This is a genomic window from Aeromicrobium sp. CTD01-1L150, assembly GCF_041951745.1.
GTDB lineage: Bacteria > Actinomycetota > Actinomycetes > Propionibacteriales > Nocardioidaceae > Aeromicrobium.
In genome coordinates this window covers 2,550,489-2,565,381 of sequence record NZ_CP169555.1, presented here as the reverse complement: position 1 = coordinate 2,565,381, position 14,893 = coordinate 2,550,489, and the positions used below count along the sequence as shown (strand labels likewise).

Annotated in this window: 15 protein-coding genes; 14 read left to right on the top strand and 1 reads right to left on the bottom strand. The window is 70.3% G+C overall.

What is annotated here, in order from left to right:
* Nucleotides 1-32 precede the first annotated feature (32 nt).
* The 5 genes from rho (at nucleotide 33) to prmC (ending at nucleotide 5,095) form a co-directional block, all read left to right on the top strand.
* Entirely contained in the window at nucleotides 33-1,946 is a 1,914-nt protein-coding gene (gene rho, locus ACEVFP_RS12665) for a transcription termination factor Rho (protein WP_374999826.1), read from the top strand.
* Between the two features lie 73 nt (nucleotides 1,947-2,019).
* Complete coding sequence (locus ACEVFP_RS12660; protein ID WP_374999825.1) at nucleotides 2,020-2,502, top strand: glutathione peroxidase; 483 nt, start codon at nucleotides 2,020-2,022, stop codon at nucleotides 2,500-2,502.
* Nucleotides 2,503-2,614: 112 nt separating this feature from the next.
* The gene (rpmE, locus tag ACEVFP_RS12655; protein ID WP_067856259.1) at nucleotides 2,615-2,821 is read left to right on the top strand and encodes a 50S ribosomal protein L31; all 207 of its coding nucleotides are present in this window, start codon (nucleotides 2,615-2,617) and stop codon (nucleotides 2,819-2,821) included.
* Nucleotides 2,822-3,089: 268 nt separating this feature from the next.
* Nucleotides 3,090-4,181, top strand: a complete 1,092-nt coding sequence (gene prfA, locus ACEVFP_RS12650; RefSeq protein WP_374999824.1) for a peptide chain release factor 1 — start codon at nucleotides 3,090-3,092, stop codon at nucleotides 4,179-4,181.
* Nucleotides 4,178-5,095: a peptide chain release factor N(5)-glutamine methyltransferase gene (gene prmC, locus ACEVFP_RS12645; RefSeq protein WP_374999823.1), complete on the top strand. Its 918-nt coding sequence runs from the start codon at nucleotides 4,178-4,180 to the stop codon at nucleotides 5,093-5,095. The genes prfA and prmC overlap by 4 nt, the downstream gene beginning before the upstream one ends.
* Nucleotides 5,096-5,156: 61 nt before the next feature.
* Here the strand turns inward: prmC and ACEVFP_RS12640 are convergent, their stop codons facing one another.
* Nucleotides 5,157-5,795, bottom strand: a complete 639-nt coding sequence (locus tag ACEVFP_RS12640; RefSeq protein ID WP_374999822.1) for a TetR/AcrR family transcriptional regulator — start codon at nucleotides 5,793-5,795, stop codon at nucleotides 5,157-5,159.
* Nucleotides 5,796-5,891: 96 nt separating this feature from the next.
* On the opposite strand from ACEVFP_RS12640, the gene ACEVFP_RS12635 reads away from it, so the two are divergent.
* The 9 genes from ACEVFP_RS12635 to ACEVFP_RS12595 are packed head-to-tail and all read left to right on the top strand — an operon-like array spanning nucleotide 5,892 to nucleotide 14,565.
* Complete coding sequence (locus ACEVFP_RS12635; protein WP_374999821.1) at nucleotides 5,892-6,719, top strand: MlaE family ABC transporter permease; 828 nt, start codon at nucleotides 5,892-5,894, stop codon at nucleotides 6,717-6,719.
* The gene (locus ACEVFP_RS12630) at nucleotides 6,716-7,555 is read left to right on the top strand and encodes an ABC transporter permease (protein WP_374999820.1); all 840 of its coding nucleotides are present in this window, start codon (nucleotides 6,716-6,718) and stop codon (nucleotides 7,553-7,555) included. The genes ACEVFP_RS12635 and ACEVFP_RS12630 overlap by 4 nt, the downstream gene beginning before the upstream one ends.
* A 2-nt stretch (nucleotides 7,556-7,557) precedes the next feature.
* Entirely contained in the window at nucleotides 7,558-8,781 is a 1,224-nt protein-coding gene (locus ACEVFP_RS12625; RefSeq protein WP_374999819.1) for an MCE family protein, read from the top strand.
* Nucleotides 8,778-9,785, top strand: coding sequence for an MCE family protein (locus ACEVFP_RS12620; protein WP_374999818.1), 1,008 nt, complete (start codon nucleotides 8,778-8,780; stop codon nucleotides 9,783-9,785). Before ACEVFP_RS12625 ends, ACEVFP_RS12620 begins: the two co-directional genes overlap by 4 nt.
* Entirely contained in the window at nucleotides 9,782-10,765 is a 984-nt protein-coding gene (locus tag ACEVFP_RS12615) for an MCE family protein (RefSeq protein WP_374999817.1), read from the top strand. Before ACEVFP_RS12620 ends, ACEVFP_RS12615 begins: the two co-directional genes overlap by 4 nt.
* On the top strand, nucleotides 10,762-11,835 hold the full coding sequence (locus tag ACEVFP_RS12610; RefSeq protein ID WP_374999816.1) for an MCE family protein: 1,074 nt from the start codon (nucleotides 10,762-10,764) through the stop codon (nucleotides 11,833-11,835). The genes ACEVFP_RS12615 and ACEVFP_RS12610 overlap by 4 nt, the downstream gene beginning before the upstream one ends.
* A complete protein-coding gene (locus ACEVFP_RS12605) occupies nucleotides 11,832-12,974 on the top strand; it encodes an MCE family protein (RefSeq protein ID WP_374999815.1) in 1,143 nt (380 codons plus the stop codon). Before ACEVFP_RS12610 ends, ACEVFP_RS12605 begins: the two co-directional genes overlap by 4 nt.
* Nucleotides 12,971-14,059 carry an MCE family protein gene (locus ACEVFP_RS12600; RefSeq protein WP_374999814.1) on the top strand — a complete coding sequence of 363 codons (1,089 nt, stop codon included), beginning with the start codon at nucleotides 12,971-12,973 and terminating at the stop codon, nucleotides 14,057-14,059. The genes ACEVFP_RS12605 and ACEVFP_RS12600 overlap by 4 nt, the downstream gene beginning before the upstream one ends.
* Entirely contained in the window at nucleotides 14,056-14,565 is a 510-nt protein-coding gene (locus tag ACEVFP_RS12595; protein ID WP_374999813.1) for a hypothetical protein, read from the top strand. The genes ACEVFP_RS12600 and ACEVFP_RS12595 overlap by 4 nt, the downstream gene beginning before the upstream one ends.
* Nucleotides 14,566-14,893 lie beyond the last annotated feature (328 nt).

Below are 14,893 nucleotides of genomic sequence, written 5' to 3'. Positions count from 1 at the left end.
CCCGGGCATTCCCCACGAAGGAACACACACACGTGACCGAGACCCCCACGACCGAGTCCACCGCGCCGCCCCGCAAGAAGGGTGGTGCACTCGGTGGCAAGGTCCTTGCCGAGCTCAAGGAGATCGCCGCCGAGCTGAACATCGAGGGCGCGTCCACCATGCGCAAGGGCCAGCTCATCGATGCCATCAAGACGGCCCGTGGCGACGCTCCCCCGTCGGTTCCCAAGCAGTCCGCTCCCGCCCAGCAGGAGCTCGACGTCGCACAGGAGGACGCCAAGAGCGCCCCGGCCGACAAGCCGCGCGCCAAGAAGGAGACCAGGCCGGCCCAGTCCAAGGCAGCCCAGTCCAAGGCAGCCCAGTCTGAGGCAGCCCAGTCCAAGGCAGCCCAGTCTGAGGCAGCCGAGTCAAAGCCAGCTGAGTCCAAGCAGGCAGAGACGAAGCCGGCTGAGTCCGGGGCGGACTCCTCCAAGCCGGCACGTCAGGGCGATGAGGCCCAGGGCGGCCGCAACCGCGGCGGCAACGCCAAGAACGACGACAACCGTGGTGGCGGTCGCGGCGGCAGTGCCAAGAACGAGGACCGCCAGGACAACAACGGCGGCAGCAACGGCGGGAACCGCGGCGGCAACGCCAAGAATGATGACCGCCAGGACAACAACGGCGGCAACCGGGGCGGCAACGCCAAGAACGAGGACCGCCAGGACACCGACCGCGACGAGGAGAACAGTGGCGGCGGACGTCGTCGCAACCGCCGCGGTCGCAACCGCGGCAACCGCGGACCCGACGGTGAGCCCTCCTACACCGAGGACGACGTCCTGGTGCCGGCTGCCGGGATCCTCGACATCCTCGACAACTACGCCTTCGTCCGCACCACCGGCTACCTGCCGAGCGAGAACGACGTCTACCTGTCGCTGTCCATGGTTCGCAAGCTCGGGCTCCGCAAGGGCGACGCCGTCACCGGACAGGTGCGCCAGCCCCGCGAGGGCGAGCGCAAGGAGAAGTTCAACCCGATGGTGCGCATCGACACCGTCAACGGCGCCACCGCCGAGGAGTCGCGCCACCGCGTCGACTTCTCCAAGGTGACCCCGCTGTTCCCCACCGAACGGCTCAACCTGCAGACCGAGTCCTCCGAGCTGACCACGCGCATCGTCGACCTGTTCGCCCCGATCGGCAAGGGTCAGCGCGGCCTCATCGTCTCCCCGCCCAAGGCCGGCAAGACGATGGTCCTGCAGGCCGTCGCCAACGCGATCACGGCCAACAACCCCGAGTGCCATCTCATGGTCGTCCTCGTCGACGAGCGTCCCGAGGAGGTCACCGAGATGCAGCGAACGGTCAAGGGAGAGGTCATCGCCTCCACCTTCGACCGTCCTGCCTCGGACCACACCACCGTCGCCGAGCTGGCCATCGAGCGCGCCAAGCGTCTGGTGGAGCTGGGCCACGACGTCGTGGTGTTGCTGGACTCCATCACCCGACTGGGTCGCGCCTACCACCAGACGGCGTCCTCATCGAGCCGCTCCAGCAGTGGCCACGTCGACGCGTCCGCGCTGTACCCGTCCAAGAGGTTCTTCGGCGCCGCCCGCAACCTCGAGGACGGTGGCTCGCTCACGATCCTCGCCACGGCGCTGGTCGAGACCGGCTCGCGCACCGACGAGGTGATCTTCGAGGAGTTCCAGGACACCGCGAACATGGAGCTTCGCCTGCGCCGTGACTTCGCGGACCGGCGGATCTTCCCCGCGATCGACGTGGAGGCCTCCAGCACCCGCCGCGAGGAGCTCCTGCTGGGCTCGCAAGAGCTCTCGGCAACCTCGAAGCTGCGTCGACTGATCGCGGGTCAACAGGACCAGCAGGGTCTGGAGCTCATCATCGACCGGCTGACGAAGAGCCCCACCAACGAGGAGTTCCTGCGTCAGGCCAACCAGACCATCGCGCCCAACGGTGTCGAGGACTGACCCCTCGGCCCAACCAGCCGTCGGCCCCGCACGTGATTCGTGCGGGGCCGACGTCCGCCATAGGCTGGGCCTCATGACCACTGCTCACGACTTCGCAGCCACGACGATCGACGGCGCCGAGCGCCAGCTCGCCGACTACCGCGGCAAGGTGCTGCTCGTCGTCAACACCGCCACGCAATGTGGCTTCACGCCGCAGCTCACCGGCCTGGAGGAGCTGTTCTCCCAGTACGCCGACCGGGGGCTGGTGGTGCTCGGCTTCCCCTGTGACCAGTTTGGCGGACAGAACCCGGGCTCCGATGAGGAGACCGCCACGTTCTGTCAGAAGAACTACGGCGTCAGCTTCCCGATGTTCGCGCAGGTCGAGGTCAACGGCGACGACGCCCACCCGCTGTACGCCTGGCTCAAGCAGGAGAGGGGCGGCCTGGGCCCGAGCAGGATCAAGTGGAACTTCACCAAGTTCCTCATCGACCCCGAGGGCAACGTCGTCAAGCGCTACGGCTCCACGACCAAGCCCGAGAAGATCGCCGCCGACATCGAGGCCCTGCTCCCCGCCTGACCCCAGGGAACAGAGCACCGACCGATTTCGTTGTGCTGGGGGCCAGATGGCACAATCGATCCTTGGTGCTGGTTCACGGGACTTCCGACCCAGCGCCTCACGAGAGGACATCATGAAGCGCGACATCCACCCCGAGTACGTCGAGACCCAGGTCACCTGTACCTGTGGCAACTCGTTCACCACCCGCAGCACCGCCACGGAAGGCACGCTCCGCGCCGACGTGTGCTCGGCCTGCCACCCCTTCTACACGGGCAAGCAGAAGATCCTCGACACCGGCGGTCGCGTGGCCCGGTTCGAGAAGCGCTACGGCAAGAAGTAGCTCCTGGCACGGCGCCGACCCACTCCACACGGAGGGGTCGGCGCCGTGTTGTTTGCCGCCCAGGGCCCGGCACCCCAGCGGTGTTGTTTGCCGCCCAGGGCCCGGCACCCCAGCGGTGTTGTTTGCCGCCCAGGGCCCGGCACCCCAGCCGTGCTCTTCGATGCGATCCCCTAGCACTACGCTTCGCTTCGTGCAGGGGGTGCCCCCAGCCGGGCAACAACCCTGCCGGGCGCCAGTCGTACCAACGTCGTTCGAGGGAGGTCGTCCAGTGTTCGAGGCAGTCGAGTCGCTCATCGCCGAGCACGCCGACCTGGAGGCCCGCATGGCCGACCCCGCGCTGCACAGCGACCAGGCGGTGTCACGACGGGTCGGGCAGCGCTACGCCGAGCTGACCGCGATCATCCGCACCTACCGGGACTGGCAGCAGGCCGGCGACGACCTCCAGGCCGCCCGCGAGCTCGACCTGGCCGACGAGGTCGCCGAGCTCGAGCGACGCCGACCCGAGCTCGCCGAACGGCTCCAGCGTCAGCTGGTGCCCCGCGACCCCGCCGACGCCAAGGACGTCATCCTGGAGGTCAAGGGTGGTGAAGGAGGCGATGAGTCGGCGTTGTTCGCCGCCGACCTGCTGCGCATGTACACCCGCTATGCCGAGGCACGTGGCTGGAGCGTGGAGATCCTCGATGCCGCCGAGACCGCACTCGGCGGGTACAAGTCCGTTACCGCGGCGATCAAGGCTGTGCCGGCCAGAGGTGGGGGCGGGGGTGCGAGCGTGCCGGGGGAGACGCCGTTCGCGCTGCTGAAGTTCGAGGGCGGTGTGCACCGTGTGCAGCGCGTGCCGGTCACCGAGTCGCAGGGCCGGATCCACACCTCGGCGGCCGGGGTCCTGGTGCTACCGGAGGCCGAGGACGTCGACGTCGAGGTGCACGAGAACGACCTGCGCATCGACGTCTACCGCTCGTCGGGGCCAGGCGGCCAGAGCGTCAACACCACCGACTCCGCCGTGCGGATCACCCACCTGCCCACCGGCATCGTCGTCAGCTGCCAGAACGAGAAGAGCCAGCTGCAGAACAAGGAGCAGGCCATGCGCATCCTGCGCTCACGCCTGCTCGACGCGGCCCGGGAGGCCGCCGACGTCGAGGCCGCTGACGCCCGGCGCTCCCAGGTCCGCACCGTCGACCGGTCCGAGCGCGTGCGCACGTACAACTTCCCCGAGAACCGGATCAGCGACCATCGCACGGGGTTCAAGGCGTACAACCTCGACGCCGTCATGGACGGGGCGCTGGACGACGTCATCGGCTCGCTCGTGGAGACCGACCTCGCCGAGCGACTGGCATCGCTGGAGCAGGGCGGGGCGTCGTGACTCGGGTGCGCAGTCGGGCCGAACGGCTGCTTCAGACCGCCACCGAGCAGCTCGAGGCCGCGGGCGTGCCCTCGCCGGGCGTCGACGCCGAGTTGTTGCTGAGCCATGTCATGGGGGTGCCCAGGGGCCTGCTGCGCTCGGGGGCGCATCCGCAGGAGATGCAGCGCCGTACCTACCTGGAGATGGTCCAGGCCCGTGCCCGCCGTGTTCCCCTGCAGCACATCACGGGAACGGCGGCGTTCCGCTACGTCGACCTCGAGGTGGGGCCGGGGGTCTTCGTGCCCCGGCCCGAGACCGAGCTGCTGGCCGGGTGGGCGATCGACCAGGCTCTACTCTTTTCCGCCCAGGGCCCGGAACCCCTGCCGGGGGTTGTCTCTGCCCGTAGCCCGGAACCCCCGCCAGGGCAGCGTGAGCAGCCCGTCGTCGTGGACCTCTGTACCGGTTCGGGAGCCATCGCCCTGTCGCTGGTCCACGAGGTGCCGGGGGCGCGGGTGCACGCCGTCGAGCTGGATGAGAAGGCCCACGGCTGGGCGGAGCAGAACCTGATCGGCACGGGCGTCGACCTGCGGCTCGGCGATGCCTTCGACGCGTTCGAGGATCTCGACGGGACGGTCGACGTCGTGGTGTGCAACCCGCCCTACATCCCGCTCGAGGCGTGGGAGTCCGTGGCACCAGAGGCCCGAGACCACGATCCCTCGCTCGCCTTGTGGTCCGGGGATGACGGACTCGACGCCATGCGCCGGCTCGAGAAGGCCGCCTGGAGGCTGCTCCGGCCCGGGGGAGTGGTCGCAGCAGAGCACGCCGACGCCCAGGGCACCAGCGCGCCCGCAGTCTTCGCCGCTCGGTGGAGCGAGGTCCGCGACCACACGGACCTCGCAGACCGCCCTCGGTTCGTCACCGCGACCCGCCCCTGACTCAGTCCGCAGCACTGGCGTCGCACTCGGCGGCAGAGAGCGTCTCTCGTCGAGGTTGGACTCAGCCGATGCCGTCGAGGACGAGGTCGGTGAGCACGCGGGACAGCGTCTGTGGGGACCAGTGCACCGGCTCGTCGTCGGCCAGCAGCTTGCCGGCGCCCAGCTCAGCCAGGCCGACACAGTGCTCGGCGGCCAGGAGGGCCTCGGGGTCGTCCATCGTGGCGGTCCGCAGCCCGGCGAGCTGCAGCAGCACCGCCACCTGCTCCACCACCTGGGCGCGGGCGGCCCGGTACCGAGCACCCACCTCGGTCGGCACGGAGTGCTGGGCGTCGAAGATCACCCGCCACGACAGCGGATGCTCCTGCACGGCGACGAAGAACGCGGTGAACGCCCCGGTGAGGTCCTGGCGGGGGTCCGTGGGCTCGCGCGGCAAGGACGAGACGGCTGCGCGGAACAGTCGTTTCTCCTCGCGGTCGAGCAGGGCGAGCAGCATCGCGTCCTTGGTGGGGAAGCACTCGTAGACCACGGGCTTGCTGACCCTCGCCTGCTCGGCCACGGCAGACATCGTCGTGCCGCGGTGGCCGTTCTGCGACCACACGACCAGCGCGGCGTCGAGCACGAGGGGGCGCCGTGCCTGAGGGCCCAGGTGCTCGGCCCGGGGCCGCGGCGAAGCCGGGCCCGAAGCGACCGGGCGTGACATGCGACACCTTCCTTCGTTGACCGTGACGGGGGTCTCATCGTACGTTTGGCCTCATTCCTACCATGCGGTAGGAATTTTGCAGAGGGAGGAACCGCGGTGTCGCACCAGGGCGCACGAGCCTCGACCGTGCTCGCGCCGTGGCGCAGCAAGGCCGGCCAGGCCGTCGACACCTTCGGGGCGATGATCCTCCTGGGCGTCGAGGCCCTCTACTTCGCGGCCGTGGACATCGTGCGCGGGCGGTTCTCCTGGCGCGAGTACCTCGAGCAGGCCTGGTTCATGACACGGGTCGCCTTCCTACCCACGGTGCTCGTGGCCATTCCCTTCGGGGTGATCGTCGCGATCCAGGTCGGGGCCGTGGCCGAGCAGATCGGCGCCGTCTCCTTCACCGGCGCGGTCAACGGGATCGGCATCCTGCGCCAGGGGGCGCCCCTGGTCACCTCCCTGCTGATGGCCGGCGCCGTCGGATCGGCGATCTGTGCGCAGATCGGCTCACAGACCGTGCGCGAGGAGATCGACGCGATGCGGGTCATGGGCCTCAATCCGGCACAGCGGCTCGTCGCCCCCCGCATGGTGGCGGCGGTCAGCGTCGGCCTGCTGCTCAACGTCGTCGTCGCCGCCACCGCGATGCTCACCGGCTACGCCCTCAACGTGGGCACCGGTGCCGTGAGCTCAGGGTCCTACCTCGGCTCGTTCGTGGCCTTCGCGCAGCCCACCGACTTGCTTCTCGCCCAGGGCAAGGCGGCGATCTTCGGCTTCATCGCCACGATCATCGCCTGCCACAAGGGGCTGTCGGCCCACGGCGGTCCCAAGGGAGTCGCCGACGCGGTGAACGCCAGCGTCGTGCTGAGCGTCATCGCGTTGGCCGTCGTCAACGTCGCCATCACGCAGGGATACGTGATGCTCGTGCCGCAGAGGATGGCATGACGAGCGCGGGGTCCCGGACGGCACGCGTGGCCGGAGCGCCGGCCCGCGGCCTGGCCCTGCTCGGGCTGCAGCTGACCTTCGTGCGCAAGGTGCTGGGCGCCGTCCCGCACGTGCTGCGTCACCACCGTGGCGAGATGTTCCGCATCCTGTCCGACATCAGCTGGGGCACCGGGGCGATCCTCGTGGGCGGCGGCACCGTCGGCGTCATGGTCCTGCTCTCCCTCTCGGCCGGCACGTCGCTCGGCATCGAGGGGTTCAACGGCCTGGAGACCATCGGCCTGGCGCCGCTGACCGGATTCATCTCTGCCGTCGTCAACACCCGCGAGCTCGCGCCGCTCATCGCCGCGCTCGCGCTCGCCGCGCAGGTGGGGTGCCGCTTCACCGCCCAGCTCGGCTCCATGCGGGTGCACGAGGAGATCGACGCCCTCGACGTGATGTCGGTGCAGCCGCTGGCCTACCTGGTCACGACGCGACTCATCGCCGCCATGACGGCCATCCTGCCGCTCTACCTCATCGGGCTCGCCGGCTCCTACCTGGCGACGCAGCTCTCCGTCACGCTCATCTTCGGCCAACCGGTGGGCACGTTCCTGCACTACTTCACGACCTTCGTCAGCCTGCAGGACGTGCTGCTGTCGGTCGTCAAGATCCTCGTCTTCGCGGCGGTCGTCACGCTCGTGCACTGCTGGTACGGCTTCACCGCATCCGGTGGCGCGCAGGGCGTCGGGGAGGCCACGGGCCGCGCGATCCGAGCGAGCATCGTGGCCGTCGTGGTCCTCGACATGATCCTGACGCTGCTGTTCTGGGGCGGGGACCCCGGCGTGAGGATCTCGGGCTGACCATGATCGAGGCGAGCCTGATCGACCGCGACCGTCCGGACACCGCCAGCATGGCCGGCCGGGGACTGGTGCTGCTCGTGGTGCTCGGCGTCGTCGCGGGCCTGTTGCTGGCTGCCGGCCGAGGCGCGTTCTCCGACGCCATCGCCGTCACCGCGCACGTCGACGACGCCGGCGGCGCGCTCACGCCCGGTGCCGACGTCAAGCTCGACGGCGTCATCGTCGGCTCGGTCACCTCGGTGGACGCTGCGACAGGTGCGGACGAGGAGGGCCTGGTGGAGATCGCGATCGACCTCACGGGGCGAGCAGCGCCGGGGGTCTCGCGTGACGTCACCGCGCGCGTCCTGCCCGCGACGGTCTTCGGCACGACCTACGTCGACCTCCTGCAGGCCGACCCCGACGGTGAGCCGATCGCCGCCGGGCAGGTCGTGGAGCAGGACCGGAGCACCGAGACCCTCGAGCTGCAGGACACGCTGGACAGCACCGAGCGCATCCTCAGCTCGGTCGAGCCCGCCGAGCTCTCGGTCACCCTCGGCGCCCTGGCCGATGCCCTCGACGGCCGTGGCGAGGATCTGGGGCAGACCATCGAGACGCTCGGCAGCTATCTGGAGAAGCTGGAACCCGAGGTCCCGTTGCTGCGTGAGGACCTTCGGCTGCTCGCACAGAACATGCAGACCCTGGCCGATGTCGCGCCGGACCTGCTGGATGCCTCGAGCGACGCGATGGTCACGGCCCGCACCCTCACCGAGGAGCGCGCCCAGCTCACAGCACTCATCGCCGGCGGCAACGCCCTCGTCGGCGAGGCGGACGCGGTGCTCACCGAGGTCGAGGAGCCGTTCGTGCGGGCGCTCGCGCAGTCCGCCGAGGTCGTGCAGGCCATGTACGACGAGCGGGAGGGCTTCCCTCGCAGCCTCACCTCCTTCATCGACTTCGCCGCCGCACAGGCCACGACGTTCGAGGACGGCTCCTTCATGGCCACCGACGTACACATCAAGGTGGCTGAGGGCAGGACGTACCCGCGCGAGGACTGCCCCCGCTACGGTTCCCTGTCCGGACCGCGGTGCAGCGGCGACGGCACCACCTCCGGGACCTCGTCGGGGACGGGGGCCGATCCCGACGCCGCACTGGTCGCCGAGCTCCGCTCCGTCCTCGCGTCGCTGGAGGACGTCGATCCGCAGGGTGTCGGTGCGCTGCTGGCCCGTCCCTACCTCGACGGTGGTGGACGATGAAGCTGCTCGCCGTGAAGTTCGGGACGTTCGCGCTCGCCGCGGGGCTGGTGCTGGTCATCTTGTGGAACACGATGGTCAACAGCGCCGGCGGTGAGTCCGTCGACGTGCGCGCGGACTTCTCCTCGGTCAGCGGTCTGCGGGTCGGTGACGACGTCCGCGCCGGCGGGGTGCGGGTCGGGCGCGTCGATGCGATCGACCTCGTGGGGGGCGACACCGCCCGCGTCACGATGGGCATCAGCGAGGAACAGACGATCACCGACACCACCGGTGTGGTCGTGCGGTACCAGAACCTGCTCGGTCAGCGGTACCTCGCGCTCACGCCGGGGGAGGAGCAGGGCAGCGCGCTCCCACCCGAGCAGGTGATCCCCACCGACCGCACCAGCCCCGGCTTCGACCTCACGGCGCTGCTGAACGGGTTCGAGCCGCTCTTCGAGACCCTCGATCCCGAGCAGACCAACCAGCTGGCCACGTCCGTCGTGCAGGTGCTGCAGGGAGAGGCCGGCACGGTGGAGTCCCTGCTGGCCGAGACGGCGGAGCTGACGTCGGGACTGGCCCAGAAGGAGGAGGTCATCAACCGGGTCGTGACCCATCTGACCCCGGTGCTGGAGAACCTCGTCGCGCGCGAGGACGACGTCACGGCCACGGTCGAGGAGCTGGAGGCGCTCATGAGCGGTCTGGCGGAGCAGCGCACCGCGATCGGGGAGTCGATCGAGGGGATCGGGGAGCTGTCGCAGGCCACGGCCTCGCTCGTGGAGGAGACCCGACCGGATGCCCGCGAGGTCATCTCCGCACTGCGGGAGACGTCGGCCATCTTCGCCGACAACGACGACGCACTCGCCGACATGTTCGCCGCCGTGCCGAGGGCGACCGGGGCCTTCGCGCGGCCCATGTCCTACGGGACCTGGCTCAACATGTACATCTGCAACCTCGGCGTCGAGGTCAGTGACGACCTGCTGATCAATGTCGGGGGCACCTCCGGGCCGTACTCGCAGGTGTGCCGATGAAGGCCGGGCTGATGAGAGTGGGGTCGCCGCGCCAGGTCGGTCTCGTGGGGCTCGTCGCGCTCGTGGCCCTGGCTCTGCTGGTCGGGGCGTTGAGCATCGCGTCGTTCGGGCAGCGCTCCTACACCGCCGAGCTGGAGCACACCGCCGGTCTGCGGGTCGGTGAGGAGGTGCAGGTGGCCGGCGTGGGCGTCGGCGAGGTGACGGCGATCCGCCTGTCCGAGGAGGTGGTCGAGGTGGACTTCACCGTCGACCGCGACGTCACCCTCGGGAGGGAGACCACCGCTGCCGTCAAGGTGGCGACGCTGCTGGGGAGCCACTTCCTGGAGGTGGCGCCGCGTGGCTCGGGCACGCTCGACGACGACACCATCGCCGTGGCGGCCACCACCGTCCCGTACAACCTGCAGGACGTCGTGGACGGAGCGGCCGAGGCGCTCGGGGAGCTCGACGAGGACCGTCTGGCCGAGTCGATGACCGTGCTGGCCGACGTGCTCGAACGCACGCCGGAGGAGACGGCCGCCGCGGTCGAGGGCGTCGCCGAGCTGACGGAGGTCGCCTCGCGACGCTCGGAGCAGCTGCGCCGGTTGATGCGTGCCACCAGCGACGTCAGCAGCCTGCTCGTGCGCAACAAGGACTCGATCCTGAACCTGCTCGAGCAGTCGACGCTCGTGCTCGCCGAGCTCACCTCCCGCAAGGAGGTCATCGACGCCATGCTCACCGACTCGCGGACCATGGCCGAGCAGGTCACCGGGCTGTTGCGGGACAGCGAGGAGGACCTCAAGCCCCTCATGCGTGACCTCACGGCGTCGCTGGACTCCCTGGAGGACTCCCGTGACGACATCATGACCGCGATGAGCGACCTCGGGACGATGACACGCTACGTCGCGAACGCCAGCGGCAACGGGCCGTGGTTGGACCTGAACGTCCCGGTGGCCCTCAACGACAACCTGACCTGTGTGAGGGGTGAGCCGGAGTGCCAGTGAACCTGAACCACAAGCTCCGAGCGCTCGTGCCGGTCCTCCTGGGTCTGGCGATGCTCACCGGCCTGCTCGCCGGGTGCGGTGCCGGCGGCGGTCGGACCGTCACGGTCCAGCTCGCCGACGCTGCGGGCCTGTTCGAGGGCAACGACGTCGGCGTGCTCGGCGTGCCGACGGGCACGGTGCTCTCCGTGACCCCGGCGGGGGAGCGGGTCGACGTCGTGCTGCGCCTGGACGACGACGTGCAGGTGCCGGCTGATGCCGCCGCAGTCGTCGTGTCGCGCTCGGTCGCCACCGATCGCTATGTCGAGCTCACGCCTCGGTACACGTCCGGGCCACAGCTGCAGGACGGTGACACGATCCCGGTCGAGCGCACCCGCACCCCGGTGGAGTTCGACCAGATGCTCTCCACGCTCACCGACGTCTCGGAGGGCCTGGGGGGTGAGGACGGCGAGGCAGGCGCCCTCAACCGGCTGCTCACCTCGAGTGCTGAGAACCTCTCCGGCAACGGCGTCAAGATCCGCGACGGCCTCGGCGACCTGGCCGACGTCATGCAGGACGTCGAGGGCGGGCTCGGTGACGCCGAGGGAGCCGTGCGTGAGCTGGACGAGCTCACCGGGGACCTGGCCGAGAACGGCGACCTCGTGCGGGAGTTCACCGGGCAGGTCGCCGACGCCACCCAGATGCTGGACGAGCAGAAGCAGGCCCTCACCTCGACCTTCCGGGCGCTGGCCGCCATGGTCGCCGAGGTTGCGGCGTTCGTCCGTGACCACCGCGACGACCTGGACGGCCAGCTGGAGGACTTCACCTCCCTCGCCACGGACCTGAACGCCCACCGCGAGGACTACGAGCGCCTGCTCGACACCGCCCCCTTGATGCTGCAGAACTTCACCCGCGCGATCGACGAGGACGACCGGCTCGCCTTCCGCACCAGGCCGCTGAGCCTGGTTCCGGGCAAGACGGCCGTGAGCCAGCTCTGCCACGAGGCCCCGGCGGAGCTGTGCGAACGGCTGGGTCTGCTGGACCTGCCGCTGTTCGACGTGCTGCGTCACCTGGCGGGGGTGAGGGACCAGTGAGCCCCCGAGGCAGGCTCGGCCCCCTGCTGCTGTGCCTGGCGCTGCTTGCCGGGTGCAGCACCACGGCATCGGACCTCCCGTTGCCCGGCAGCGGTGTGTCCGGGCCGTCCTACGAGCTCGTCGCCACCTTCACCGACGCGCTCAACCTGGCGCAGGGTGCGGCCGTGAAGCGCGACGGCGTCACGATCGGGCGGGTCCGCGCCATCGAGCCGGACGACTTCACCGCCCGTGTCCGGATGGACATCGAGAAGGATGTGCCGCTCGCCGAGGGCACCACCGCGCGACTGCGTGCCACCACGCCGCTCGGCGAGCTCTTCGTCGACGTGGACGAGCAGGCTGATGAGCCGGGGGAGCCACTCGCGGACGGCGCTGAGCTGCAGGCCGACGACGTGTCGGTCGCCCCCACGATCGAGGACACGATGTCCGCGGCCTCCATGCTCATCAACGGCGGCGGGCTCGGCCAGATCCAGACCATCGTCAAGGAGGGCAACCTGGCCGTGGGTGGGCGGGAGGACGTCCTGCGTGACTCGATACGTCGGATGGAGTCCACCACTCGCGCCGTGAACGAGGGCCAGGACGACCTCGACGATGCCTTGCACTCCCTGGCCGACGTCGCCCAGGTGCTCGACGAGCGCCAGGACGTCGTGGATGAGGCGCTGCGGGACATGGCTCCGGCCGCACGGGTCCTGCGGACCAACACCGACGAGCTCGCCTCCCTGCTCACCGCCGTCGACGCACTGGGTGACACCGCGGTCCGGGTCATCAGGGACAGCCGCGACGACCTGGTGCAGATCCTCGCCCAGAGCGGGCCGGTCTTCCGTCAGGTCAACACCACCGGCGACGACCTCGCCGAGGGGCTGCAGACGCTGATCAGGTTCGCCGACCTCATCGACGAGGCGGTGCCGGCGGAGTACCTCAACACCTACCTGTACTTCCAGACGGACCTGTCCGTCCTCGGGATCGACATCGACCTCAGGGGTCTTGGCGCCCTGACCGGCGACCCGCGCGAGGGAAGCGGGTCCGGTGAGGCCCCGTCCGACGGTCAGGACTCTGGTGGCGAGGACTCCGAGGGCGAGGGTTCCGGGGAAGAGGCACCTGACCTCCTCGGGCTCGACGGACTGCTCGGGGGGCCGCGATGAGCCGCCGCGTCCCCCTGCGTCACCGCACCGCTGCCACCGGACTCGCGGCGGTCCTGGTGCTGGTCTCGGTGCACCTGTACACCTCGGTCCTGGGTGGATCGGTCTCCGAGCGTCCGCTCAGTGTCCAGGTCCATCTCGAGAGCACCGGGGGGCTGTTCGAGGGCTCGGGCGTCACCTATCGCGGCGTCCGGGTGGGCCGGGTGGAGGAGATCCGCGGCGAGTCCGGAGGGGTCGTGGCGAGGCTGTCGTTGCAGCCCGACGCGGACGTGCCCGCCGCCACCGAGGCCGCCGTCCGGACGCTGTCGCCGGCCGGCGAGCAGTTCCTCGACCTGCAGCCGGGCTCCCCTCAGGGGCCGCGACTGGTCTCCGGCGACGTCATCGAGGCCGAGCGGACCAGCACCCCCACGTCGATCGCCCAGACGCTGCGCGCGGTGGACGACCTGATGTCGGAGGTCGACACGGACGCGTTGCAGACCACGTTGTCGGAGCTGCGGGTGGCCTTTGAGAACGGTGACGACCTCGGGCGGGTGCTGGACTCCACGTCCTCGATCGTGCACAGGCTCGATGATCTCTGGCCCGAGACCGAGCGGTTGCTGGGCAACAGCCGTACCGTGCTGGAGACTGGCGTCGACGCGGAGGACGACCTGCGAGCGTTCGCGACGTCCGCCAAGAGCCTCGCGGCCCACCTCGCCGAGCACGACGACGAGCTGGAGTCCCACCTGCAGAACCTGCCCGCGCAGACCGATCAGGTGCGTGAGCTTGTCTCGCTCGCGGCCGTGGCGCTGCCCAGCGTGCTGCGCGAGATGATCGGCTTCACGGACATGACGCTCCCGCGTGAGCAGCACCTGCGTGAGCTGTTGCAGACCTTCCCGGTCGGGTTCGACCGCTTCCGCGACGCGATCGAGGGAGGCCGGCTGCAGACGACGATGCTCGTGGCGTCGGGTCTGGTGTGCTCCTACGGGGCGGGCGAGCCCGAGCCGAAGGACCCGAACCGGCGTCCGATCGACCCGGACCGCTCCTGTCCGGAGAGCTTTGCCGGTCAGGTGCGCGGATCGTCCAACGTGCCGCCGCCGGAGTCTCGATGACCAGTGCTGTCGAGCGGCTTCGCAGGTCCGGTCGCCGGTCACCGGTCGTCGTCGTGCTGGGGTTCCTCCTGGCGGTGGCGCTCGTCGCGATCGTCGTCCTGGTGTGGCGGCTGGCTGCCTCCACGGGTCCGGGCGATGCTGAGACGGAGGCGCTCTCGGTGGCGCGGGAGCGGGCCGAGCAGCTGACGACGTACGACCATGGGACCTTCGAGGAGGACGTCGCCTGGGCCGAGCAGGGCGCGACGAGCGACTTTGCGGCCGAGTATGCCGAGGCCAACGAACCGGTGCAGGCGGTCGTGGAGCGGCTGGAGGCGACGGCCGAGGGATCGGTGATCGAGGCTTCGGCGATGAGCGCGGACGACGGGTCGGTGGAGGTGCTGCTCTTCGTCGACCAGACGATCACCCAGGCCGCTGACGGCGAGCAGCGCACGGAGCGCAACCGCGTCGTGATGTCGATGGTGCACGAGGACGGGCAGTGGCTCGTCGACGACGTCACCCTCCGCTGAGCGCCGCTACCCGCCCGTGCCGTGGGCGGCACCCGGGTCCGAGGTCGCTCCCACCGGCCACACAACCTGACCCGGGAACTGGTCGGGCCCCCGGCGGGGGCGCCGGGCCGTGGGCGGCAGTGAGGAGCGCGGGGGTGCCGTGCCGTGGGCGGCACCCGGGTCCGAGGTCGCTCCCACCGGCCACACAACCTGACCTGGGATTCGGTCGGGCCCCCGGCGGGGGCGCCGGGCCGTGGGCGGCAGTGAGGAGCGCGGGGGTGCCGGGCCGTGGGCGGCAGTGAGGAGCGCGGGGGTGCCGGGCCGTGGGCGGCCATCAACACCGCGTCGC

What these genes read in the sequence shown, in the direction of transcription:
- ACEVFP_RS12660 (WP_374999825.1), top strand. Translation starts at nt 2,020, where the DNA reads ATGACCACTGCTCACGACTTCGCAGCCACGACGATCGACGGCGCCGAG.
- rpmE (WP_067856259.1), top strand. Translation starts at nt 2,615, where the DNA reads ATGAAGCGCGACATCCACCCCGAGTACGTCGAGACCCAGGTCACCTGT.
- ACEVFP_RS12640 (WP_374999822.1), bottom strand. Translation starts at nt 5,795, where the DNA reads ATGTCACGCCCGGTCGCTTCGGGCCCGGCTTCGCCGCGGCCCCGGGCC.
- ACEVFP_RS12630 (WP_374999820.1), top strand. Translation starts at nt 6,716, where the DNA reads ATGACGAGCGCGGGGTCCCGGACGGCACGCGTGGCCGGAGCGCCGGCC.
- ACEVFP_RS12625 (WP_374999819.1), top strand. Translation starts at nt 7,558, where the DNA reads ATGATCGAGGCGAGCCTGATCGACCGCGACCGTCCGGACACCGCCAGC.
- ACEVFP_RS12620 (WP_374999818.1), top strand. Translation starts at nt 8,778, where the DNA reads ATGAAGCTGCTCGCCGTGAAGTTCGGGACGTTCGCGCTCGCCGCGGGG.
- ACEVFP_RS12615 (WP_374999817.1), top strand. Translation starts at nt 9,782, where the DNA reads ATGAAGGCCGGGCTGATGAGAGTGGGGTCGCCGCGCCAGGTCGGTCTC.
- ACEVFP_RS12600 (WP_374999814.1), top strand. Translation starts at nt 12,971, where the DNA reads ATGAGCCGCCGCGTCCCCCTGCGTCACCGCACCGCTGCCACCGGACTC.
- ACEVFP_RS12595 (WP_374999813.1), top strand. Translation starts at nt 14,056, where the DNA reads ATGACCAGTGCTGTCGAGCGGCTTCGCAGGTCCGGTCGCCGGTCACCG.